Raw genomic sequence first — 16236 nt, 5'->3', positions numbered from 1 at the left:
GGACCTACGTGCGCCCCGCCATCAAGGTCGGTCTGTCGACGGCCTCGGTCTATCCGCTGAGGACCGAGGCCGCCTTCGAGTACGCGGCGCGCCTGGGCTATGACGGCGTTGAGCTGATGGTGTGGGCCGAAACGGTCAGCCAGGACGTCGCGGCCGTCAGGCAGTTGTCCGAGCGCTACAGCGTCCCCGTGTTGTCGGTGCACGCACCGTGCCTGTTGATCTCGCAGCGGGTGTGGGGCGCCAACCCGATCCCGAAACTCGAGCGCAGCGTGCGGGCCGCCGAAGAACTCGGCGCCCAGACGGTCGTCGTGCATCCGCCGTTCCGGTGGCAGCGCCGCTATGCCGAGGGCTTCAGCGAGCAGGTCGCCGAGCTGGAGGCGGCCAGCGACGTCATGGTGGCGGTGGAGAACATGTTCCCGTTCCGCGCCGACCGGTTCTTCGGGGCGGGGCAGACCTCCATCGAGCGGATGCGCAAACGCGGCGGCAGGCCGGGCCCGGGAATCTCGGCGTTCGCACCGTCCTACGACCCGCTGGACGGCGACCACGCCCATTACACGCTGGATCTGTCGCACACCGCGACGGCAGGCACGGACGCCGTGGACATGGCCCGACGGATGGGCGAGGGGCTGGTGCATCTGCACCTGTGCGACGGCAGCGGCGCATCGGCCGACGAGCATCTGGTGCCCGGGCGAGGCACCCAGCCGACCGTGGAGATCTGCGAGACGCTGGCTGCAAGCGATTTCGCCGGCCATGTCATCCTCGAGGTGACGACATCAAGTGCGCGCAACGCCGCCGAACGGGAGTCGCTGCTGGTGGAATCGCTGCAATTCGCCCGCCAGCACCTGTTGCGATGAGCGCTTGCGCGAAGAACCGAAAACTGCCGATGAGCGCTTGCGCGAAGAGCCGATTATGCCGATGAGCGCTTGCGCGAATAACCGAAAGTTCCGCTGACCGCCGACGTAAAGGACGATCACCCATGTCCGGCTCGACCCTGTTCACCGACGCGATGGCGCTGACCACCACTGGCGACGGCGTGTATCACGGTGAGCTGAACGAACATTGGACGATCGGGCCGAAGGTGCACGGCGGAGCGATGCTGGCGTTGTGCGCCAACGCCGCGCGGCTGGAGCACGGCGGGGATGTCGAGCCCATCGCGGTCTCGGGCAACTTCTTGTGGGCCCCGGACCCTGGGCCGATGCAGGTGGTGACCACGGTGCGCAAGCGTGGGCGGCGGGTGAGCCTGATCGACGTGGAACTCAGACAAGGGGTCCGCGCCGGCGATGTGGGGGCACCTCCCGCCCGAAGGGCAGGGGGACGCTCGCGCGAAGAGCAGAAAGTCGCCGTTCGGGCGTCCATCACGCTGGGCGAGCCGGAGCACCACGTGCCGCCGCTGTTGTCGGTCAACCCCGTCATCCCGCTGATGCAGCCCGACCCGCCGCCCGGGCTGGAGCCGATCGGGCCGGGGCACCGCATGGCCGACGTCGTCCACCTCGCGCACGGCTGTGACATCCGGCCGTCGCTGACCACCATGGAGCCACGCACCGACGGCGGCCCGCCGGTGATCGAGTACTGGGTGCGACCCAAGGGCACCCCGCCCGATGTGCTCTTCGCGCTGCTGTGCGGTGACGTGTCGGCGCCGGTGACGTTCGGGGTCAACCGGTTCGGCTGGGCGCCCACCGTCCAGCTGACGGCCTATCTTCGCTCGCTGCCCGCCGACGGGTGGCTGCGGGTGCTGTGCACCACGGTGCAGATCGGCCAGGACTGGTTCGACGAGGACCACATCGTCGTCGACTGCGAAGGCCACATCGTGGTGCAGAGCCGCCAACTGGCGATGGTGCCGACCGGGTAGGTCTTTGAGCTCCTCGCGTCCGCGGCGCCATCGGCGTCTGCAATGCTTTCCCGCATGGCCAGAATCGCGATCGTCGGCGGTGGAAGTATGGGCGAGGCGCTGCTGTCCGGGCTGTTGCGGGCCGGGCGGCAGGTCAAGGACCTGGTGGTGGCCGAGAAGGACCCGGGGCGCGCGAAGTCGCTGGCCGAGAAGTACTCGGTGCTGGTGACGTCGGTCGGCGACGCGGTCGACACGGCGACCTACGTGATCGTCGCGGTCAAGCCGTTCGACGTCCAGGGCCTGGTCAACGAGATCGCCGACGCGGCCGCGCGGGCCGAGACCGACACCGCCGAGAAGGTCTTCGTCACCGTCGCGGCGGGGGTCACCACCGCTTTCTACGAGAACAAGCTGCCCGCCGGCTCGCCGGTCATCCGGGTCATGCCCAACGCTCCCGTGGTGGTCGGCGGCGGCGTCAGCGCGCTGGCGGCCGGCCGGTTCGCCACCGCCGACCACCTCAAGGAGGTGTCGGGCATCTTCGACGCGGTGGGCGGCGTGCTGACCGTCCCGGAATCACAGCTGGACGCCGTCACCGCGGTGTCGGGCTCGGGCCCGGCGTACTTCTTCCTGATGGTCGAGGCGCTCGTCGACGCGGCGGTGGCCGCCGGACTTCCCCGCGAGGTGGCCGGTGAACTGGTCGTGCAAACAATGGCGGGGTCGGCGGCGATGCTTCTGGAGCGCCTGGATCAGGCCAAGGCGGCGGGCGCCGGCGCCCCGAACGCCCTCGGTTCGGGCATCGATACCAGCGCCGCACAATTGCGCGCGACGGTTACCTCGCCCGGGGGTACCACCGCCGCTGGGCTGCGCGAACTCGAACGGGGTGGTTTGCGGACCGCGGTCGCCGAAGCGGTCGAGGCCGCGAAAAGGCGCTCTGAGCAGCTCGGAATTACATCTGAGTAGTTCATTTAAATGCCCACACCCGTCGCAGTAACACCATCTGCCACGCTATTCTCCTCGTGTAAGCACGGGTCGGTGCCAGCGGTGGGGAAGCCGCTGGAACTGCCTGTGCCTGACTGAATGGGTTGCGATGACGTCTATGAACGGGCCATCAGCGCGGGATTCGGCGAGTGGCAAGTCGGCGCGGGACGGCGGATCCGACGGTCAACCGCCGCGGGCCCAATTCCTCACCGTCGCCGAAGTGGCGAGCCTGATGCGGGTCAGCAAGATGACGGTGTATCGCCTCGTGCACAACGGGGAACTGCCCGCCGTCCGCGTCGGCCGATCGTTCCGGGTGCACGCCAAGGCCGTCCACGACATGCTGGAGAGTTCCTACTTCGACGCCGGCTGACCGGCCTCACGCACACTCTCGCGGCAGGCAGACGCGTTTTCGCGGTTGGCGACGCTGCCCGGTAAGGTGACCGGGTAAGTACAGCAAGGGCTAGGTAGCGGAGTTCATGGGTTCAGTCATCAAGAAGCGGCGTAAGCGCATGTCCAAGAAGAAGCACCGCAAGCTGCTTCGTCGCACCCGGGTGCAGCGCAGAAAACTCGGCAAGTAAGCCCCGCGCGCGTTACCCCAGCTGACCGGGTATGGATTCCGAAGGTCGCCTCGGCGTGAACGGCGACAGCTCCGATTCGCGTGTGCACTATCCGAAGGTGGTGCTGGTCACCGGCGCGTGCCGTTTTCTGGGTGGGTATCTGACTGCAAGGTTGGCGCAGAACCCGCTGATCAACCACGTCATCGCGGTGGACGCGGTCACACCGAGCAAGGATCTGCTGCGGCGCATGGGCCGTGCCGAGTTCGTGCGCGCCGACATCCGTAACCCCTTCATCGCCAAGGTGATCCGCAACGGTGACGTCGACACCGTGGTGCACGCGGCGGCCGCGTCATACGCGCCCCGCTCCGGCGGGCGCGCCGCGCTCAAGGAGCTGAACGTGATGGGCGCGATCCAGCTGTTCGCCGCGTGCCAGAAGGCCCCGTCGGTGCAGCGCGTCGTGCTCAAGTCGACGTCGGAGGTGTACGGGTCGACTTCTCGAGACCCGGTGATGTTCACCGAGGACAGCAGCGCCCGCAGGCCGCCCGGCGAGGGGTTCGCGCGCGACAGCATCGACATCGAGGGCTACGTCCGCGGGCTCGGGCGGCGCCGACCCGACATCGCGGTCACCATCCTGCGGCTGGCCAACATGATCGGGCCCGCGATGGACACCGCGCTGTCGCGCTACCTGTCCAACCCGGTGGTGCCGACCGTCATCGGGCGCGATGCGCGCCTGCAGCTGTTGCACGAGCAGGACGCCCTCGGTGCGCTCGAGCGCGCCACGATGGCAGGCAAGCCCGGGACCTACAACGTCGGCGCATCCGGGGTGATCATGATGAGCCAGGCCATCCGCCGGGCCGGGCGGATCCCGCTGCCGGTGCCTCGGTCGGCACTGTGGGCGGTGGATTCGCTGTGGCGCGCGACTCGCTACACTGAACTCGATCGCGAGCAGTTGGACTATTTGAGTTACGGCCGGGTCATGGATACGTCGCGGATGCGACATGACCTCGGCTACAACCCGAAGTGGACCACCGCGGAGGCCTTCGACGATTATGTAAGGGGTCGCGGAATGACTCCGATCGTCGACCCGCGATGGGTACGCTCAATGGAGAGTCGCGTCGTGTCAGCGGCGCAACGATGGGGGCGGTAGCTCGATCAACTGAATCGAGTGGGGAGAAGGTGACGACCGTGTCGGGCGAGTCCAAGGCTAAAGTCATTCCGCTGCATGCCAATTCAGGTCGTGCGGCGGCTCAGCGGCGAACCGCCGCTCGCTCCTCGGGCGCTGGGCGACATCCCTCGCTGCTATCCGACCCGGAGGGTCGCGCCTCCGCCGAGGAGATCGCCGCCGTCGTCCGCGAGATCGACGACCGCCGCGGTGCCGCGGGAGCCGGCAAGCCCGGCGCCGAGGAGACCCCGACCGAACTCGCCAGGCGCATCGCCGGCGTCGCAGAATTCGTCCGCAAGCGGATGATGGGTGACTACCCCGTCGACGAGTTCGGGTTCGACGCGCACCTCAACGACGCAATCTTTCTGCCTTTGCTGCGCGTGTTCTTCAACTCGTGGTTCCGGGTCGAGGTCAGCGGGATCGACAACCTGCCCGAGACCGGCGCCGCCCTTGTGGTCGCCAACCATGCCGGGGTATTGCCGTTCGACGGGCTGATGACGGCGGTGGCGGTGCGCGACCACCACCCGGCGCACCGCGATCTGCGCCTGTTGGCCGCCGACATGGTGTTCGACCTGCCGGTGGTCGGTCACGCCGCACGCAAGGCCGGCCACACCATGGCCTGCACCGCCGACGCGCACCGACTGCTCGCCGCCGGTGAGCTGACGGCGGTGTTCCCGGAGGGGTACAAGGGGCTGGGCAAGCCGTTCAAGGACCGCTACAAGCTGCAACGATTCGGCCGCGGCGGGTTCGTCTCGGCCGCGCTGCACACCAAGGCGCCCATCGTGCCGTGCTCGATCGTCGGCTCCGAGGAGATCTACCCGATGGTCGCCGACGTGAAGCTGCTGGCCCGGCTGCTCGGCCTGCCGTACTTCCCGGTCACGCCGCTGTTCCCGCTGGCAGGTCCGGTGGGCATGGTGCCGCTGCCGTCCAAGTGGCACATCCAGTTCGGTGCGCCGATCGACACCGCCGACTACGACGAATCGGCCGCCGACGACCCGATGGTCACCTTCGAGCTCACCGACCAGGTGCGCGAGACCATTCAACAGACGCTCTACCAACTGCTGGCCAGCAGGCGCAACACGTTCCTCGGCTGAGCCGCTCGCCGGGAGACCGGACAACGACCCGCCGCGCCGCTAGCTCGGCGAACTAGTTTGCTTGGCAATCATCTTGGCGATGGCCTCGTCGCGCGCGGCGGCGATGCGCTCGCTCACTTCGTCGGCCTCGGTGTCGGACTGGGCCTCGCCCATCACCGTCACGATGCTGGTCAGCACCGGCTTGCCCTCGGCGTCGGTCACCTCGCCGCGGACCTCGGTCACGACGGCGCCGTGCGACTCGGTCACCGAGTCCAGGTAGGAGTCGAAGTACAGCTTGTCACCGGCCACGATCGGGCGGTGGAACGTGATCTTCTGGTCGCGGTGCAGCACCCGTTCCATGTTGATCGGCACGTCGAACTGGTTGAAGATCTCCAGCTGCACCCGGCGCCCGGCCACCGCCAGGAAGGTCAGCGGTGCGATCAGCGTGTCGAAGCCGCACTCGCCCGCCGCGTCCTCGCTGAAGTGGGCCGGGTGATCGTTCTTGACCGCGCGCGCGAACTCGCGGATCTTCTCCCGGTCGACCTCGAAGTAGTCGGGATAGCGGTAGTGCGTTCCGATGATGTTCTCGGCGATCGCCATACTGGAGTCTCTTCTGCTCGGTGTCAGCGGCGCGAGCCTATCAGCGGCGCAATCCCGGCTCGGCGGACGCGGGCCACCTTGCTCTCCTGCCGCCGCGACACGATTGCGGCCAGTGCCCCGCCTGCCGCCCCGAGCGCCAGTGCCGACGGCACCCCGATGCGCGCGGCCTTTCTGGCGGTGCGGAAATCGCGAATCTCCCAGCCCCGCTCGCGAGCCAGATCCCGCAGGTCCGCATCCGGGTTGATCGCCACCGCGGTACCCACCAGCGACAGCATCGGCACATCGTTGAAGCTGTCCGAGTAGGCCGTGCAGCGGCGCAGGTTCAGGCCCTCGCGGATGGCCAGCGACCGCACCGCGTGCGCCTTGCCGGTGCCGTGCAGGATGTCGCCGACCAGCCGGCCGGTGAACACCCCGTCGACGGATTCGGCGACGGTGCCCAGCGCACCGGTCAGACCCAGCCGCTTGGCGATGGTGTTGGCCAGCTCGTAGGGCGTCGCGGTCACCAGCCACACCTGCTGCCCGGCGTCGAGGTGCATCTGTGCAAGCGCGCGGGTGCCGGGCCAGATCTTGTCGGAGATGATCTCGTCGTAGATCTCCTCGCCGACGGCCATCAGCTCCGCGGTGGTCCGGCCCTCGATGAACGCCAGCGCCTTGCGCCTGCCGGCAGCCACGTCGCCGCTGTTCTCCCGGCCGGTCAGCTGGAACTTGGCCTGGGCATAGACGAATTTCGCGATGTCGCCGTAGGTGAAGTACTTGCGCGCGGCCAGCCCGCGGGCGAAGTGGATCAACGACGAACCGTGCACCAGCGTGTTGTCGACATCGAAGAAGGCCGCCGCGGTGAGATCCGGCGGGGGCGGCGGCGGGGCGGTGGTGGGTTCGATGAGCAGGCCGGCGGCGGCCTGCTCGGCGCTGGCTTCACCGGCGCGCTGCTGCTCGGCGGGGCTGGTGGCGCCCGCCAACTGCTCACCCTCGACGCGACCGGGCTCGGACACGCAGTCAACCCTAAGTCACGCCGGCGGGATACTTGCGGGGTGGACCGGCAGGTGCAGTTGCTCACCCGCGACGGCTGCTCGATCTGCGTGCGGGCGGCCGATCAACTGGCCCGGCTCGCCGACGAGCTGGGCTTCGAGTTGACCGTCACCGACGTCGACGCGGCCGCTGCCGCGGGCGACGCGGCGCTGCGTGCCGAGTTCGGCGACCGGTTGCCGGTGGTGCTCCTCGACGGCGCCGAGCACAGCTACTGGGAGGTCGACGAGGCCCGGCTGCGCACTGATCTGACGAGCCCCCGGCCGAAATGAGATTCCGGTACGAATCGCCGCCCGTCGACGTGTCGAAAGTCGCATCTCGGCAACCTCCGGAATTTGGTCGCCTAACTGTTCACCGACTACCGTGGATGTCGATCCTGGGGCGAGCGAAGCGACGGGGAGAATTGTGGTGAGGAAGCCGTGAGCGTGTTGCTCTTCGGGGTTTCGCACCGCAGCGCGCCGGTCTCGGTGCTCGAGCAACTGAGCACCGACGAATCCGATCAGGCCAAGATCGTCGAGAAGGCGCTGCAGTCGTCCCTGGTCACCGAGGCGATGGTGCTGTCCACCTGCAACCGCGTCGAGGTCTACGCGGTGGTGGAGGCCTTCCACGGCGGTTTGTCGGTGATCGGTCAGGTGCTCTCCGAGCACTCCGGGATGACCCTGCACGAGCTCACCAAGTACGCCTACGTGCGCTACGCCGAAGCCGCCGTCGAGCACCTGTTCGCGGTCACCTCCGGACTGGACTCCGCGGTCATCGGCGAGCAGCAGGTCCTGGGCCAGGTGCGCCGCGCCTACGCCACCGCTGAGGGGAACCACACCGTCGGTCGCACCCTGCACGAGCTCGCGCAGCGAGCGCTGTCGGTCGGCAAGCGGGTGCACTCGGAGACCGGGATCGACGCCGCGGGCGCATCCGTGGTGTCGGTGGCCCTCGGCATGGCCGCGACGAAGCTAGACTCGCTGGCCGGCCGCCGCGCTGTGGTGATCGGCGCAGGCTCGATGGGCTCACTGGCCGCCAAACACCTGGCCGCGGCGGGTGTCGAGCGTATCCACGTCGTGAACCGGTCGCTGCCGCGCGCCAAGCGTCTGGCCCACCACATCCGCGAACTGGGCATCGAGTCCGACGCCTTCCCGTTCGACCACCTGCCGCCGTTGCTGACCGACGCCGAGGTGGTGGTGTGCTGCACGGGCGCCGTGCGGCCGGTCGTCTCGCTGGCCGACGTGCACCGCGGGCTGGCCCACGGCATGGAGCCCAAGGAGCTGGTGTTCTGCGACCTCGGCATGCCGCGCGATGTCGACCCCGCGGTGGCCGGTCTGCCCGGCGTTCACGTCATCGACATGGACCGGATCCAGCGTGAACCGTCGGCAAGGGCCGCCGCCTCCGACGCCGAAGCCGCCCGCACCATCGTCGCCGCCGAGGTCGCCAACTATCTGGCCGGTCAGCGGATGGCCGAGGTCACCCCGACCGTGACCGCTTTGCGGCAGCGCGCCGCCGACGTCGTCGAGGCCGAGCTGCTTCGTCTCGACAACAGGCTGCCCGGCCTGGACGCCGCCCACCGCGACGAGGTCGCCAAGACCGTGCGGCGGGTGGTCGACAAGCTGCTGCACGCCCCGACCGTGCGGGTCAAGCAACTGGCCAGCGCGCCCGGCGGAGACAGCTACGCCGAGGCGCTGCGCGAGCTGTTCGAGCTCGACCAGCAGGCCGTCGACGCCGTCGCCGGACCCGAAATTCCGCTGGTCGCAACTGAATTCGACAACACCGAGTAACGCTTGACTGAAATCCGGATAGGCACCCGCGGCAGCCTGTTGGCCACCACCCAAGCCGGTGCCGTCAGAGACGCACTCGCCGCCAACGGGCATTCCGCGGAGTTGGTCATCATCTCCACCGACGGCGACCGGTCCCATGCGCCGATCGCCGACATCGGTGTCGGGGTGTTCACCGCGGCGCTGCGGGAGGCCATCGACGACGGTCGCGTGGACATGGCCGTGCATTCCTACAAGGATTTGCCGACCGCCGCCGACCCCCGCTTCACCATCGCGGCGATACCGCGGCGTGAAGACCCGCGCGACGCCCTGGTGGCCCGCGACGGGCTGGTGCTTGGCGAGTTGCCCACGGGCTCGGTGATCGGCACGTCGAGCCCGCGACGGGCCGCGCAGCTTAGAGCACTGGGTCTCGGTTTGGAAATCCGCCCCCTAAGAGGCAACCTTGATACCAGGTTGAACAGGGTAAGCAACGGTGATCTCGACGGCGTCGTCGTCGCCCGGGCGGGTCTGTCCCGCATCGGACGGCTGGCCGATGTCACCGAGACGCTTGAGCCGGTGCAGATGTTGCCGGCACCGGCTCAAGGTGCGCTTGCGGTCGAGTGCCGCGCAGGCGACACCGGGCTCGCCGCGCTGTTGGCGGAGTTGGACGACGCCGACACGCGCGCCGCGGTCACCGCCGAGCGTGCCCTGCTCGCCCGGCTGGAGGCGGGTTGTTCCGCACCGGTGGGCGCGATCGCCGAGGTGGTCGAGTCCATCGATGAGGACGGCAACGTCTTCGAAGAGGTGTCGCTGCGCGGCTGTGTGGCGACGCTGGACGGATCCGACGTGATCCGCGCGTCCGGAGTCGGGACACCCGACCGGGCCCGGGAGCTGGGGCTCTCGGTGGCCGAGGAGCTGTTCGACCTCGGCGCGCGCGAACTCATGGCGGATGCCAACGAAAAGCAGTAGAGCGGAGTGACTGACATGACTCGGCAAGTGACCGGGCGAGGGCGCAAGTCCAAGCCGGGCCGCATCACGTTCGTGGGTTCGGGGCCGGGGGACCCCGGCCTGCTGACGACGCGAGCCCGTACCGTGCTGGCCCACGCTGCCCTGGTGTTCACCGATCCGGACGTGCCGGAACCGGTGCTGGCGCTGGTGGGTTCCGAGCTGCCGGCGCCGTCGGGACCCGAGCCCGAGCCGGCCACGCCGGCTGTGGGCCAACCCGCCGATGCCACCGGGCAGCAGGCGCCGACGATCTCGGGCGGGCCCGACATCCGTTCTGCGGTCGGTGATCCGGCCGAGGTCGCCAAGATGCTGGCCACCGAGGCGCGCACCGGTGTCGACGTGGTCCGGCTGGTCGCAGGCGACCCGCTGTCGGTCGACGCGGTGATCACCGAGGTGAACGCGTTGGCGAGGACGCACCTGAACTTCGAGATCGTGCCGGGTCTGCCCGACACCACCGCGGTGCCCACCTATGCGGGCCTGCCGCTGGGCTCGGCGCACACCGTGGCCGACGTCCGCGACCCGGACGTCGACTGGGCCGCGTTGGCCGCCGCACCCGGCCCGCTGATCCTGCACGCGACCGCGACGCATCTGCCCGACGCGGCGCGCACGTTGATCGAGTACGGGCTGACCGACACCACGCCCGTCGTGGTCACTGCGAACGGCACCACGTGCCAGCAGCGTTCGGTCGAGACGACGCTGGTCGGCCTGTTGGACAAGGCGGTCCTCGACAGGCCCGTCGGCGGCGAACCGGTCGCCGCCTCCCCGGCGGGCGCAGGAGCGCAGGCGGGCACGCTGGTGGTGACCATCGGCAAGACCGTCGCCAACCGCGCCAAGCTGAACTGGTGGGAGAGCCGCGCGCTGTACGGCTGGACCGTGCTGGTGCCGCGCACCAAGGACCAGGCCGGCGAGATGAGCGACAAGCTGGTGTCGCACGGCGCCCTGCCGATCGAGGTGCCGACCATCGCCGTCGAGCCGCCGCGCAGCCCCGCCCAGATGGAACGCGCGGTCAAGGGTCTGGTCGACGGCCGCTTCCAGTGGGTGGTGTTCACCTCCACCAACGCGGTGCGCGCGGTGTGGGAGAAGTTCAACGAGTTCGGTCTCGACGCGCGGGCCTTCTCCGGTGTGAAGATCGCCTGCGTGGGTCAGGCCACCGCCGACCGGGTCCGGGCATTCGGCATCAACCCCGAACTGGTGCCGACCGGGGAGCAGTCCTCGCTCGGCCTGCTCGACGAATTCCCGCCTTACGACGACGTTTTCGACCCGGTGAACCGGGTGCTGCTGCCGCGTGCCGACATCGCGACCGAGACGCTGGCCGAGGGTCTGCGCGAACGGGGCTGGGAGATCGAGGATGTCACGGCGTACCGCACGGTCCGCGCCGCGCCGCCGCCTGCCCACACCCGCGAGATGATCAAGACCGGCGGCTTCGACGCGGTCTGCTTCACCTCCAGCTCGACCGTCCGCAACCTGGTCGGCATCGCGGGTAAGCCGCACGCACGGACCATCGTCGCGTGCATCGGGCCGAAAACCGCTGAAACCGCAGCCGAGTTCGGGCTGAGGGTGGACGTGCAGCCGGAGGTGGCGGCCGTGGGGCCGTTGGTGGAGGCGCTGGCCGAGCACGCGGCCCGGCTGCGGGCCGAAGGTGCGCTGCCGCCGCCGCGCAAGAAGAGCCGCCGCCGCTAGGGGAGGGCGGCCTGCCGTGTCATTCCCACGACACCGACCCCGTCGACTGCGGTCGACGCCGGCGCTGCGCCGACTCGTCGCGCAGACCTCCTTGGAGCCGCGGCATCTGGTGCTGCCGATGTTCGTCGCCGACGGCTTGGCGGAACCGCGCCCCATCTCCTCCATGCCCGGAGTCGTGCAGCACACCCGCGACTCGCTGCGCCGGGCCGCGGCCGAGGCCGTCTCGGCGGGCGTCGGCGGCCTCATGCTGTTCGGCGTGCCGCGCGACGAGGACAAGGACGCCACCGGCTCGATCGGGGTGGCCGAGGACGGCATCCTCAACGCCGCGCTGCGCGATCTGGCGTCCGACGTCGGTGCGGACACGGTGCTGATGGCCGACACCTGCCTCGACGAGTTCACCGACCACGGCCACTGCGGGATCGTCGACGGGTCGGGCCGGGTCGACAACGACCTCACCACCAAGCGCTACGTGGAACTGGCTGTCGCACAGGCAGATTCGGGTGCACACGTGGTCAGCCCGAGCGGGATGATGGACGGCCAGGTCGCCGCGATCCGCGACGGACTGGACGCCGCCGGCCACACCGACACCGTGATCCTGGCCTACGCGGCCAAGTTCGCCTCCGGCTTCTACGGTCCGTTCCGGGAGGCGGTGGCCTCCAGCCTCTGCGGCGATCGTCGCACCTACCAACAGGATCCGGGTAACGCGCGGGAAGCGGTGCACGAGATCGAACTCGACATCGACGAGGGCGCCGACATCGTCATGGTCAAGCCCGCGATGGGCTACCTCGACATCGTGCGCGCCGCGGCTGACCTGTCGCCTGTCCCGGTGGCTGCCTACCAGGTGTCCGGTGAGTACTCGATGATCAGCGCCGCGGCGGCCAACGGCTGGATCGACCGTCGGGCCGTCGTGCTGGAGACGCTGACCGGCATCCGGCGCGCCGGCGCCGACATCGTGCTGACGTACTGGGCGGCCGACGTCGCCGGTTGGCTGGCGTGAGCACCTTGCCGGCCGAGCCCGAGGGCCGCCCGGAGGACGTCGACACCGGGTTCTGGCTGTGGGTGGTGGCGCTTCCCTTGCTGGTCACCGGCCACATCATCGACGTGTTGTTCTCCCGCGAGCAGGACCTGGCCGGTCCGCTGCTGGCCGCATCGCTGGTGATAGTGGCGGTGCTGGCGGCCGTCGTCCTGACCTTTATGATCCTGATGCGCCACGGCTACCGGTGGGCCAGGACCGTGCTGACCGGCGGCGGGCTCGCGTCGGTGGTGTATGTGGTGACCAACCTGTTCAGCGTCGAGCGGTCGGCGGCCGTCGCGCTCGCCTATGCGGTCACCGCGATTCTGGGTTCCGTGCTCATCGTCGGCGGGGTGTTTCTGCTGCACCGCAAGGACGCTCACGCCTACTTCACGCGTTAGGCTGACCCGACCATGACCGCCCCACCGCCGCGCCCGCGTGTCGTCGAGGTTGCTTTCTGGATCATCCTCACCAGCGCAGTGCTTCTCATCATCGGCGGCCTCATGGCTTCTGCCGCCGACTTCGACGACGCCCGGTCGGCTGTCGCGTCGTCGGTCACCGATGAGGACTTGCGGCAATATCTGACGCTGTACCGCGGTGCGGGCCTGATTTCCGTGCTGGTCGGGGGGGCGCTGGCGTTCGTCGCGGGTCGCGCACGCCGCGGCGACGCCCGGTTCTATCGGGCCACCGTTGGCCTCGCGCTGGCGGCCGTGCTGGTCGTCGGCGTCTTCGCCGTCGTATTGGGAGTGGCACAACTCGTCACGCTGGCTGCGCTGTTGCCGCTCCTGATCGGCGTCCTGGTCATCGTCCAGCCTGCGGCCCGCTCGTGGTTCGCAGTGAAGCCGGAGGAGGTGCCGTGACCGAGAACGGCGTTTCGCCTCCCGTGCTGTTCTACGAGCAGGGCGCGAGCTGGCTGTGGGTCCTCGCAGGCCCGGGAGCCGCGGTGGCGATGGCGCTGATCCAGGCGTCGGCGGGGTACGGCTTCCAGTGGCTGGTGCCGACGATCTTCCTGGTTCTGGTCTCGGGCTTCCTCGCGATTCAGGTCAAGGCGGCGCGGATCCACACCTCCGTCGAGTTGACGCCCGATCATCTGCGCCAGGGCGCCGAAACCATCCGCACCGACGAGATCGTGCGGATCTACCCCGAGGCTGCGGGCAAGGAGGAGCCGAAATGGCAGTCGGCGCGCGCGCTCGGTGAACTCGTCGGTGTGCCGCGTGGCCGCACCGGCATCGGCCTCAAGCTGACCCACGACCGCTCGGCGCAGGCGTGGGCGCGCAAGCATCGGCAGCTGCGCGCCATCCTCACCCAGGTCCTCGAGGAGCGCATCCCTCCGGACCCGGCTCCGTGAGGACTCGAGCCCGCGCAGCGGTCGAACTGACGCTCGCCGCGATGGCCGCCGCCGGCGCCGCGCTGGCCTGGCTCGCGGCGACCACGACGGTGCCGGTGCCGCCGCCGCTGGAGGGTGAACCGTCGACCACCTCGGTGGAGTACGGCGCGCCGCTGGTCGGCTTGGCGTTGCTGCTGGTCACCGTGGCCGGTGTGCTGGTGGTACTGGGTGTCGGACGGCTGCGGCGCCGCTGACGGCTCGGCGCGACGCGTGAGGCCGCTCACAAGCCCTTGGTACAAAGTGCAGAATTTGTAACACTGTTTCACATGACCGAGTTGGCCAACCCGACCGAACAGCTGGACGACGCGCTGCCGCTGGGACCGCAGTCGCTGGTCTGGCGCTACTTCGGCGACAACCGCATGTACCTGATCGGGCCGCGGCCCGCGGTGCTGCAGAACATGCTGGCCGAACTCGGCCAGGGCGTGCTCGACCACTCGGTGTTCTTCGATGACACGGCGGCGCGGGTGAAGCGCTCGCTGCCGCCCATCTTCAACACCGTCTATGGCGCCGACGACGACCATCCGGGCACCCAGGTGCGTGACTTCCACACCGGGATCAAGGGCGAGATGACCCACTCGGATGGCCAGGTGTCTCGGTATCACGCGCTGGACCCCGAAACCTACTACTGGGCGCACGCGACGTTCGTCGAGCAGGTGCTCTATTTCGCCGACACGTTCGTCAAGCGGCTGAGCCGCGAGGAGAAGGAGCAGATCTACCTCGAGTCCAAGACGTGGTACCGCCGCTACGGCGTGAGCGACCGTCCGATGCCGGCCGACTACGACGACTTCGAGCGGTACTGGGACCGGATGCTCGACGAGATCGTCGTCGCCCATCCCACCGCGAAGTACGGCGTCGGCTACGTCACCAAGGGTTTTCCGCGCCCCAAGGGCGTGCCCGGGTGGGCGTGGCGGCTGATCGCGCCGGCGTTCAACCCGCTCGCGGCGTTCCTGACCACCGGCGGGTTACCTCCGCGCGCCCGTGACCTGCTGGGCCTGCCGTGGAGCCCTCGTCAGGAGCGGCGCTATCAGCGGTTCGCCGCGTTGTGGCGGTCTCGGCCGGTGAACTGGATGTGGGACCGCCTGCCAATGAGTTTGCGGTACAACGGTTATGCGCAAAAGGGCTATGCCCGAGCAGCCTGACGCCGCAGTACAGGCCATCCTGGACGCCGCCGTCATCGAGTTCGACCGTCAAGGCTTTCACCGGGTGGCGCTCGACGACGTCGCACGCCGGGCGGGCGTCAGCCGGACCACCATCTACCGACGGTTCGCCAACCGTGACGAGCTGGTCGCGGCGGTGATCGAGCGGGAGAACATCGCCCTGTTCGCCGACATCGCCGACGAAGTGAAACGCGCCGGGCCGCAAGCGAACTACTACGTCGAGGCGTTCACCCTCTCGATCCTCAAGTTCCGGCGGCACCGGGTGCTGTACCGGATGGTGTCCGACGAGCCGGCCCTGCTGCTCGAGCTGGCGCGCCGTCACTACGAAGCGGCGATCACCCGGATGGCCGAGGCGCTTCACGAGATCTTCCCCCCCGGCTTCGCCCAGCGGATAGGCGAGCCTGCGGTGGCCGAACTGGCCGACACGATCCTGCGTTATGCGGCGATGGTCCTGCTGCTGCCCAGCGTCCATCCCCTGGAGACGGCCGAGGACATCCGCGCCTTCGCCCGACAGCACTTCCTGCCGAGCCTGCCCGCAGCCCTGCGCGCGGTGCCGACTGCTTAGCCACCCTCTGTTTGATAAATCACACCTGCGGGCAGTTATCTACCCATGAGCACCGAGAAGAACGACGCCGACGAGCGGCTGGCCGAAGAGCAGCGGAAAGCCGAACCGGAGACCGACGAACAGCACAATGTGACCAGCGAGCGGGAAACGCCACCCACGACCGAGAAGCCCGAGATCACCGACGAGCATCGGGAGAAGGCCAAGGAGTACTTCTCGTCCTACGAGGAGGAACGTCCGACGATCAAGATGCCGGGCACCGGCGGCGCGGTGGCAGGTACTGCGGTCAACGACTGGATCGACGACGACGGCAAGCCCAAATTCGGCGACGACTCGGGCAACGCCTCGAGCGACGACTCGGGCAACGCCTCGAGCGACGCCTCGGGCGACGACTCGGGCGACGCCTCGAGCGACGAGTCGAGCGACACCGCGAACGACGAGTCCAACGACGAGGCCAACAACCCCGCGTAGAG

Annotated in this window: 21 protein-coding genes; 19 read left to right on the top strand and 2 right to left on the bottom strand. The window is 69.0% G+C overall.

Annotation, left to right across the window (positions count from 1 at the left end; all coding sequences use genetic code 11):
- The first annotated feature begins 8 nt into the window (after nucleotides 1-8).
- From K3G64_RS06060 to K3G64_RS06030, 7 genes are all read left to right on the top strand, one after another.
- The gene (locus K3G64_RS06060) at nucleotides 9-854 is read left to right on the top strand and encodes a sugar phosphate isomerase/epimerase family protein (protein ID WP_238889703.1); all 846 of its coding nucleotides are present in this window, start codon (nucleotides 9-11) and stop codon (nucleotides 852-854) included.
- A 122-nt stretch (nucleotides 855-976) separates the two neighbouring features.
- Nucleotides 977-1849, top strand: a complete 873-nt coding sequence (locus tag K3G64_RS06055) for a thioesterase family protein (RefSeq protein ID WP_238889702.1) — start codon at nucleotides 977-979, stop codon at nucleotides 1847-1849.
- Between the two features lie 54 nt (nucleotides 1850-1903).
- A complete protein-coding gene (proC, locus tag K3G64_RS06050) occupies nucleotides 1904-2785 on the top strand; it encodes a pyrroline-5-carboxylate reductase (RefSeq protein WP_238889701.1) in 882 nt (293 codons plus the stop codon).
- Nucleotides 2786-2912: 127 nt separating this feature from the next.
- A complete protein-coding gene (locus K3G64_RS06045; protein ID WP_238889700.1) occupies nucleotides 2913-3173 on the top strand; it encodes a helix-turn-helix domain-containing protein in 261 nt (86 codons plus the stop codon).
- A 106-nt stretch (nucleotides 3174-3279) separates the two neighbouring features.
- Nucleotides 3280-3381, top strand: a complete 102-nt coding sequence (locus K3G64_RS06040; protein ID WP_003402602.1) for a 30S ribosomal protein bS22 — start codon at nucleotides 3280-3282, stop codon at nucleotides 3379-3381.
- 31 nt (nucleotides 3382-3412) lie between these two features.
- Nucleotides 3413-4507, top strand: a complete 1095-nt coding sequence (locus K3G64_RS06035; RefSeq protein ID WP_238889699.1) for an SDR family oxidoreductase — start codon at nucleotides 3413-3415, stop codon at nucleotides 4505-4507.
- A gap of 29 nt (nucleotides 4508-4536) precedes the next feature.
- Entirely contained in the window at nucleotides 4537-5616 is a 1080-nt protein-coding gene (locus tag K3G64_RS06030; RefSeq protein WP_238889698.1) for a lysophospholipid acyltransferase family protein, read from the top strand.
- A gap of 39 nt (nucleotides 5617-5655) precedes the next feature.
- On the opposite strand, the gene K3G64_RS06025 is transcribed toward K3G64_RS06030, so the two are convergent.
- Together K3G64_RS06025 and K3G64_RS06020 are read right to left on the bottom strand one after the other, a co-directional pair.
- Nucleotides 5656-6195: an FAS1-like dehydratase domain-containing protein gene (locus K3G64_RS06025; RefSeq protein ID WP_238889697.1), complete on the bottom strand. Its 540-nt coding sequence runs from the start codon at nucleotides 6193-6195 to the stop codon at nucleotides 5656-5658.
- Between the two features lie 23 nt (nucleotides 6196-6218).
- Nucleotides 6219-7187, bottom strand: coding sequence for an HAD family hydrolase (locus K3G64_RS06020; RefSeq protein ID WP_238889695.1), 969 nt, complete (start codon nucleotides 7185-7187; stop codon nucleotides 6219-6221).
- A 39-nt stretch (nucleotides 7188-7226) separates the two neighbouring features.
- On the opposite strand from K3G64_RS06020, the gene K3G64_RS06015 reads away from it, so the two are divergent.
- From K3G64_RS06015 to K3G64_RS05960, 12 genes are all read left to right on the top strand, one after another.
- Nucleotides 7227-7493, top strand: a complete 267-nt coding sequence (locus K3G64_RS06015) for a glutaredoxin family protein (protein WP_238889693.1) — start codon at nucleotides 7227-7229, stop codon at nucleotides 7491-7493.
- Between the two features lie 147 nt (nucleotides 7494-7640).
- Nucleotides 7641-8984 carry a glutamyl-tRNA reductase gene (locus K3G64_RS06010; protein ID WP_238889691.1) on the top strand — a complete coding sequence of 448 codons (1344 nt, stop codon included), beginning with the start codon at nucleotides 7641-7643 and terminating at the stop codon, nucleotides 8982-8984.
- A gap of 12 nt (nucleotides 8985-8996) precedes the next feature.
- On the top strand, nucleotides 8997-9929 hold the full coding sequence (hemC, locus tag K3G64_RS06005) for a hydroxymethylbilane synthase (protein WP_238950439.1): 933 nt from the start codon (nucleotides 8997-8999) through the stop codon (nucleotides 9927-9929).
- Nucleotides 9930-9944: 15 nt separating this feature from the next.
- On the top strand, nucleotides 9945-11645 hold the full coding sequence (locus tag K3G64_RS06000; protein ID WP_238889689.1) for a uroporphyrinogen-III synthase: 1701 nt from the start codon (nucleotides 9945-9947) through the stop codon (nucleotides 11643-11645).
- A gap of 16 nt (nucleotides 11646-11661) precedes the next feature.
- Entirely contained in the window at nucleotides 11662-12642 is a 981-nt protein-coding gene (gene hemB / locus K3G64_RS05995; RefSeq protein ID WP_238889687.1) for a porphobilinogen synthase, read from the top strand.
- The gene (locus K3G64_RS05990; protein ID WP_238889685.1) at nucleotides 12639-13058 is read left to right on the top strand and encodes a hypothetical protein; all 420 of its coding nucleotides are present in this window, start codon (nucleotides 12639-12641) and stop codon (nucleotides 13056-13058) included. The genes hemB and K3G64_RS05990 overlap by 4 nt, the downstream gene beginning before the upstream one ends.
- A 12-nt stretch (nucleotides 13059-13070) precedes the next feature.
- Nucleotides 13071-13517, top strand: coding sequence for a hypothetical protein (locus K3G64_RS05985; protein ID WP_238889683.1), 447 nt, complete (start codon nucleotides 13071-13073; stop codon nucleotides 13515-13517).
- Complete coding sequence (locus tag K3G64_RS05980) at nucleotides 13514-14005, top strand: DUF3093 domain-containing protein (protein WP_238889682.1); 492 nt, start codon at nucleotides 13514-13516, stop codon at nucleotides 14003-14005. Before K3G64_RS05985 ends, K3G64_RS05980 begins: the two co-directional genes overlap by 4 nt.
- Nucleotides 14002-14238 (top strand): hypothetical protein, encoded by a 237-nt coding sequence (locus K3G64_RS05975; protein ID WP_370647109.1) that lies wholly within the window; start codon nucleotides 14002-14004, stop codon nucleotides 14236-14238. The genes K3G64_RS05980 and K3G64_RS05975 overlap by 4 nt, the downstream gene beginning before the upstream one ends.
- A 72-nt stretch (nucleotides 14239-14310) precedes the next feature.
- On the top strand, nucleotides 14311-15183 hold the full coding sequence (locus K3G64_RS05970) for an oxygenase MpaB family protein (protein ID WP_238889680.1): 873 nt from the start codon (nucleotides 14311-14313) through the stop codon (nucleotides 15181-15183).
- Entirely contained in the window at nucleotides 15167-15766 is a 600-nt protein-coding gene (locus K3G64_RS05965; RefSeq protein ID WP_238889678.1) for a TetR/AcrR family transcriptional regulator, read from the top strand. Before K3G64_RS05970 ends, K3G64_RS05965 begins: the two co-directional genes overlap by 17 nt.
- A 45-nt stretch (nucleotides 15767-15811) precedes the next feature.
- Nucleotides 15812-16234 carry a hypothetical protein gene (locus K3G64_RS05960; RefSeq protein ID WP_238889677.1) on the top strand — a complete coding sequence of 141 codons (423 nt, stop codon included), beginning with the start codon at nucleotides 15812-15814 and terminating at the stop codon, nucleotides 16232-16234.
- Nucleotides 16235-16236 lie beyond the last annotated feature (2 nt).

The organism is Mycobacterium sp. IDR2000157661 (assembly GCF_022317005.1).
In the GTDB taxonomy this organism is placed as follows: domain Bacteria; phylum Actinomycetota; class Actinomycetes; order Mycobacteriales; family Mycobacteriaceae; genus Mycobacterium.
This window is presented reverse-complemented; position numbering and strand designations above follow the sequence as displayed.

Coding starts and splice junctions, on each gene's coding strand:
- proC (WP_238889701.1), top strand. CDS start 1,904: ATGGCCAGAATCGCGATCGTCGGCGGTGGAAGTATGGGCGAGGCGCTG.
- K3G64_RS06000 (WP_238889689.1), top strand. CDS start 9,945: ATGACTCGGCAAGTGACCGGGCGAGGGCGCAAGTCCAAGCCGGGCCGC.
- K3G64_RS06035 (WP_238889699.1), top strand. CDS start 3,413: ATGGATTCCGAAGGTCGCCTCGGCGTGAACGGCGACAGCTCCGATTCG.
- K3G64_RS06040 (WP_003402602.1), top strand. CDS start 3,280: ATGGGTTCAGTCATCAAGAAGCGGCGTAAGCGCATGTCCAAGAAGAAG.
- K3G64_RS06055 (WP_238889702.1), top strand. CDS start 977: ATGTCCGGCTCGACCCTGTTCACCGACGCGATGGCGCTGACCACCACT.
- K3G64_RS05970 (WP_238889680.1), top strand. CDS start 14,311: ATGACCGAGTTGGCCAACCCGACCGAACAGCTGGACGACGCGCTGCCG.
- K3G64_RS05985 (WP_238889683.1), top strand. CDS start 13,071: ATGACCGCCCCACCGCCGCGCCCGCGTGTCGTCGAGGTTGCTTTCTGG.
- K3G64_RS06025 (WP_238889697.1), bottom strand. CDS start 6,195: ATGGCGATCGCCGAGAACATCATCGGAACGCACTACCGCTATCCCGAC.
- K3G64_RS05965 (WP_238889678.1), top strand. CDS start 15,167: ATGCCCGAGCAGCCTGACGCCGCAGTACAGGCCATCCTGGACGCCGCC.
- K3G64_RS05960 (WP_238889677.1), top strand. CDS start 15,812: ATGAGCACCGAGAAGAACGACGCCGACGAGCGGCTGGCCGAAGAGCAG.
- K3G64_RS06045 (WP_238889700.1), top strand. CDS start 2,913: ATGACGTCTATGAACGGGCCATCAGCGCGGGATTCGGCGAGTGGCAAG.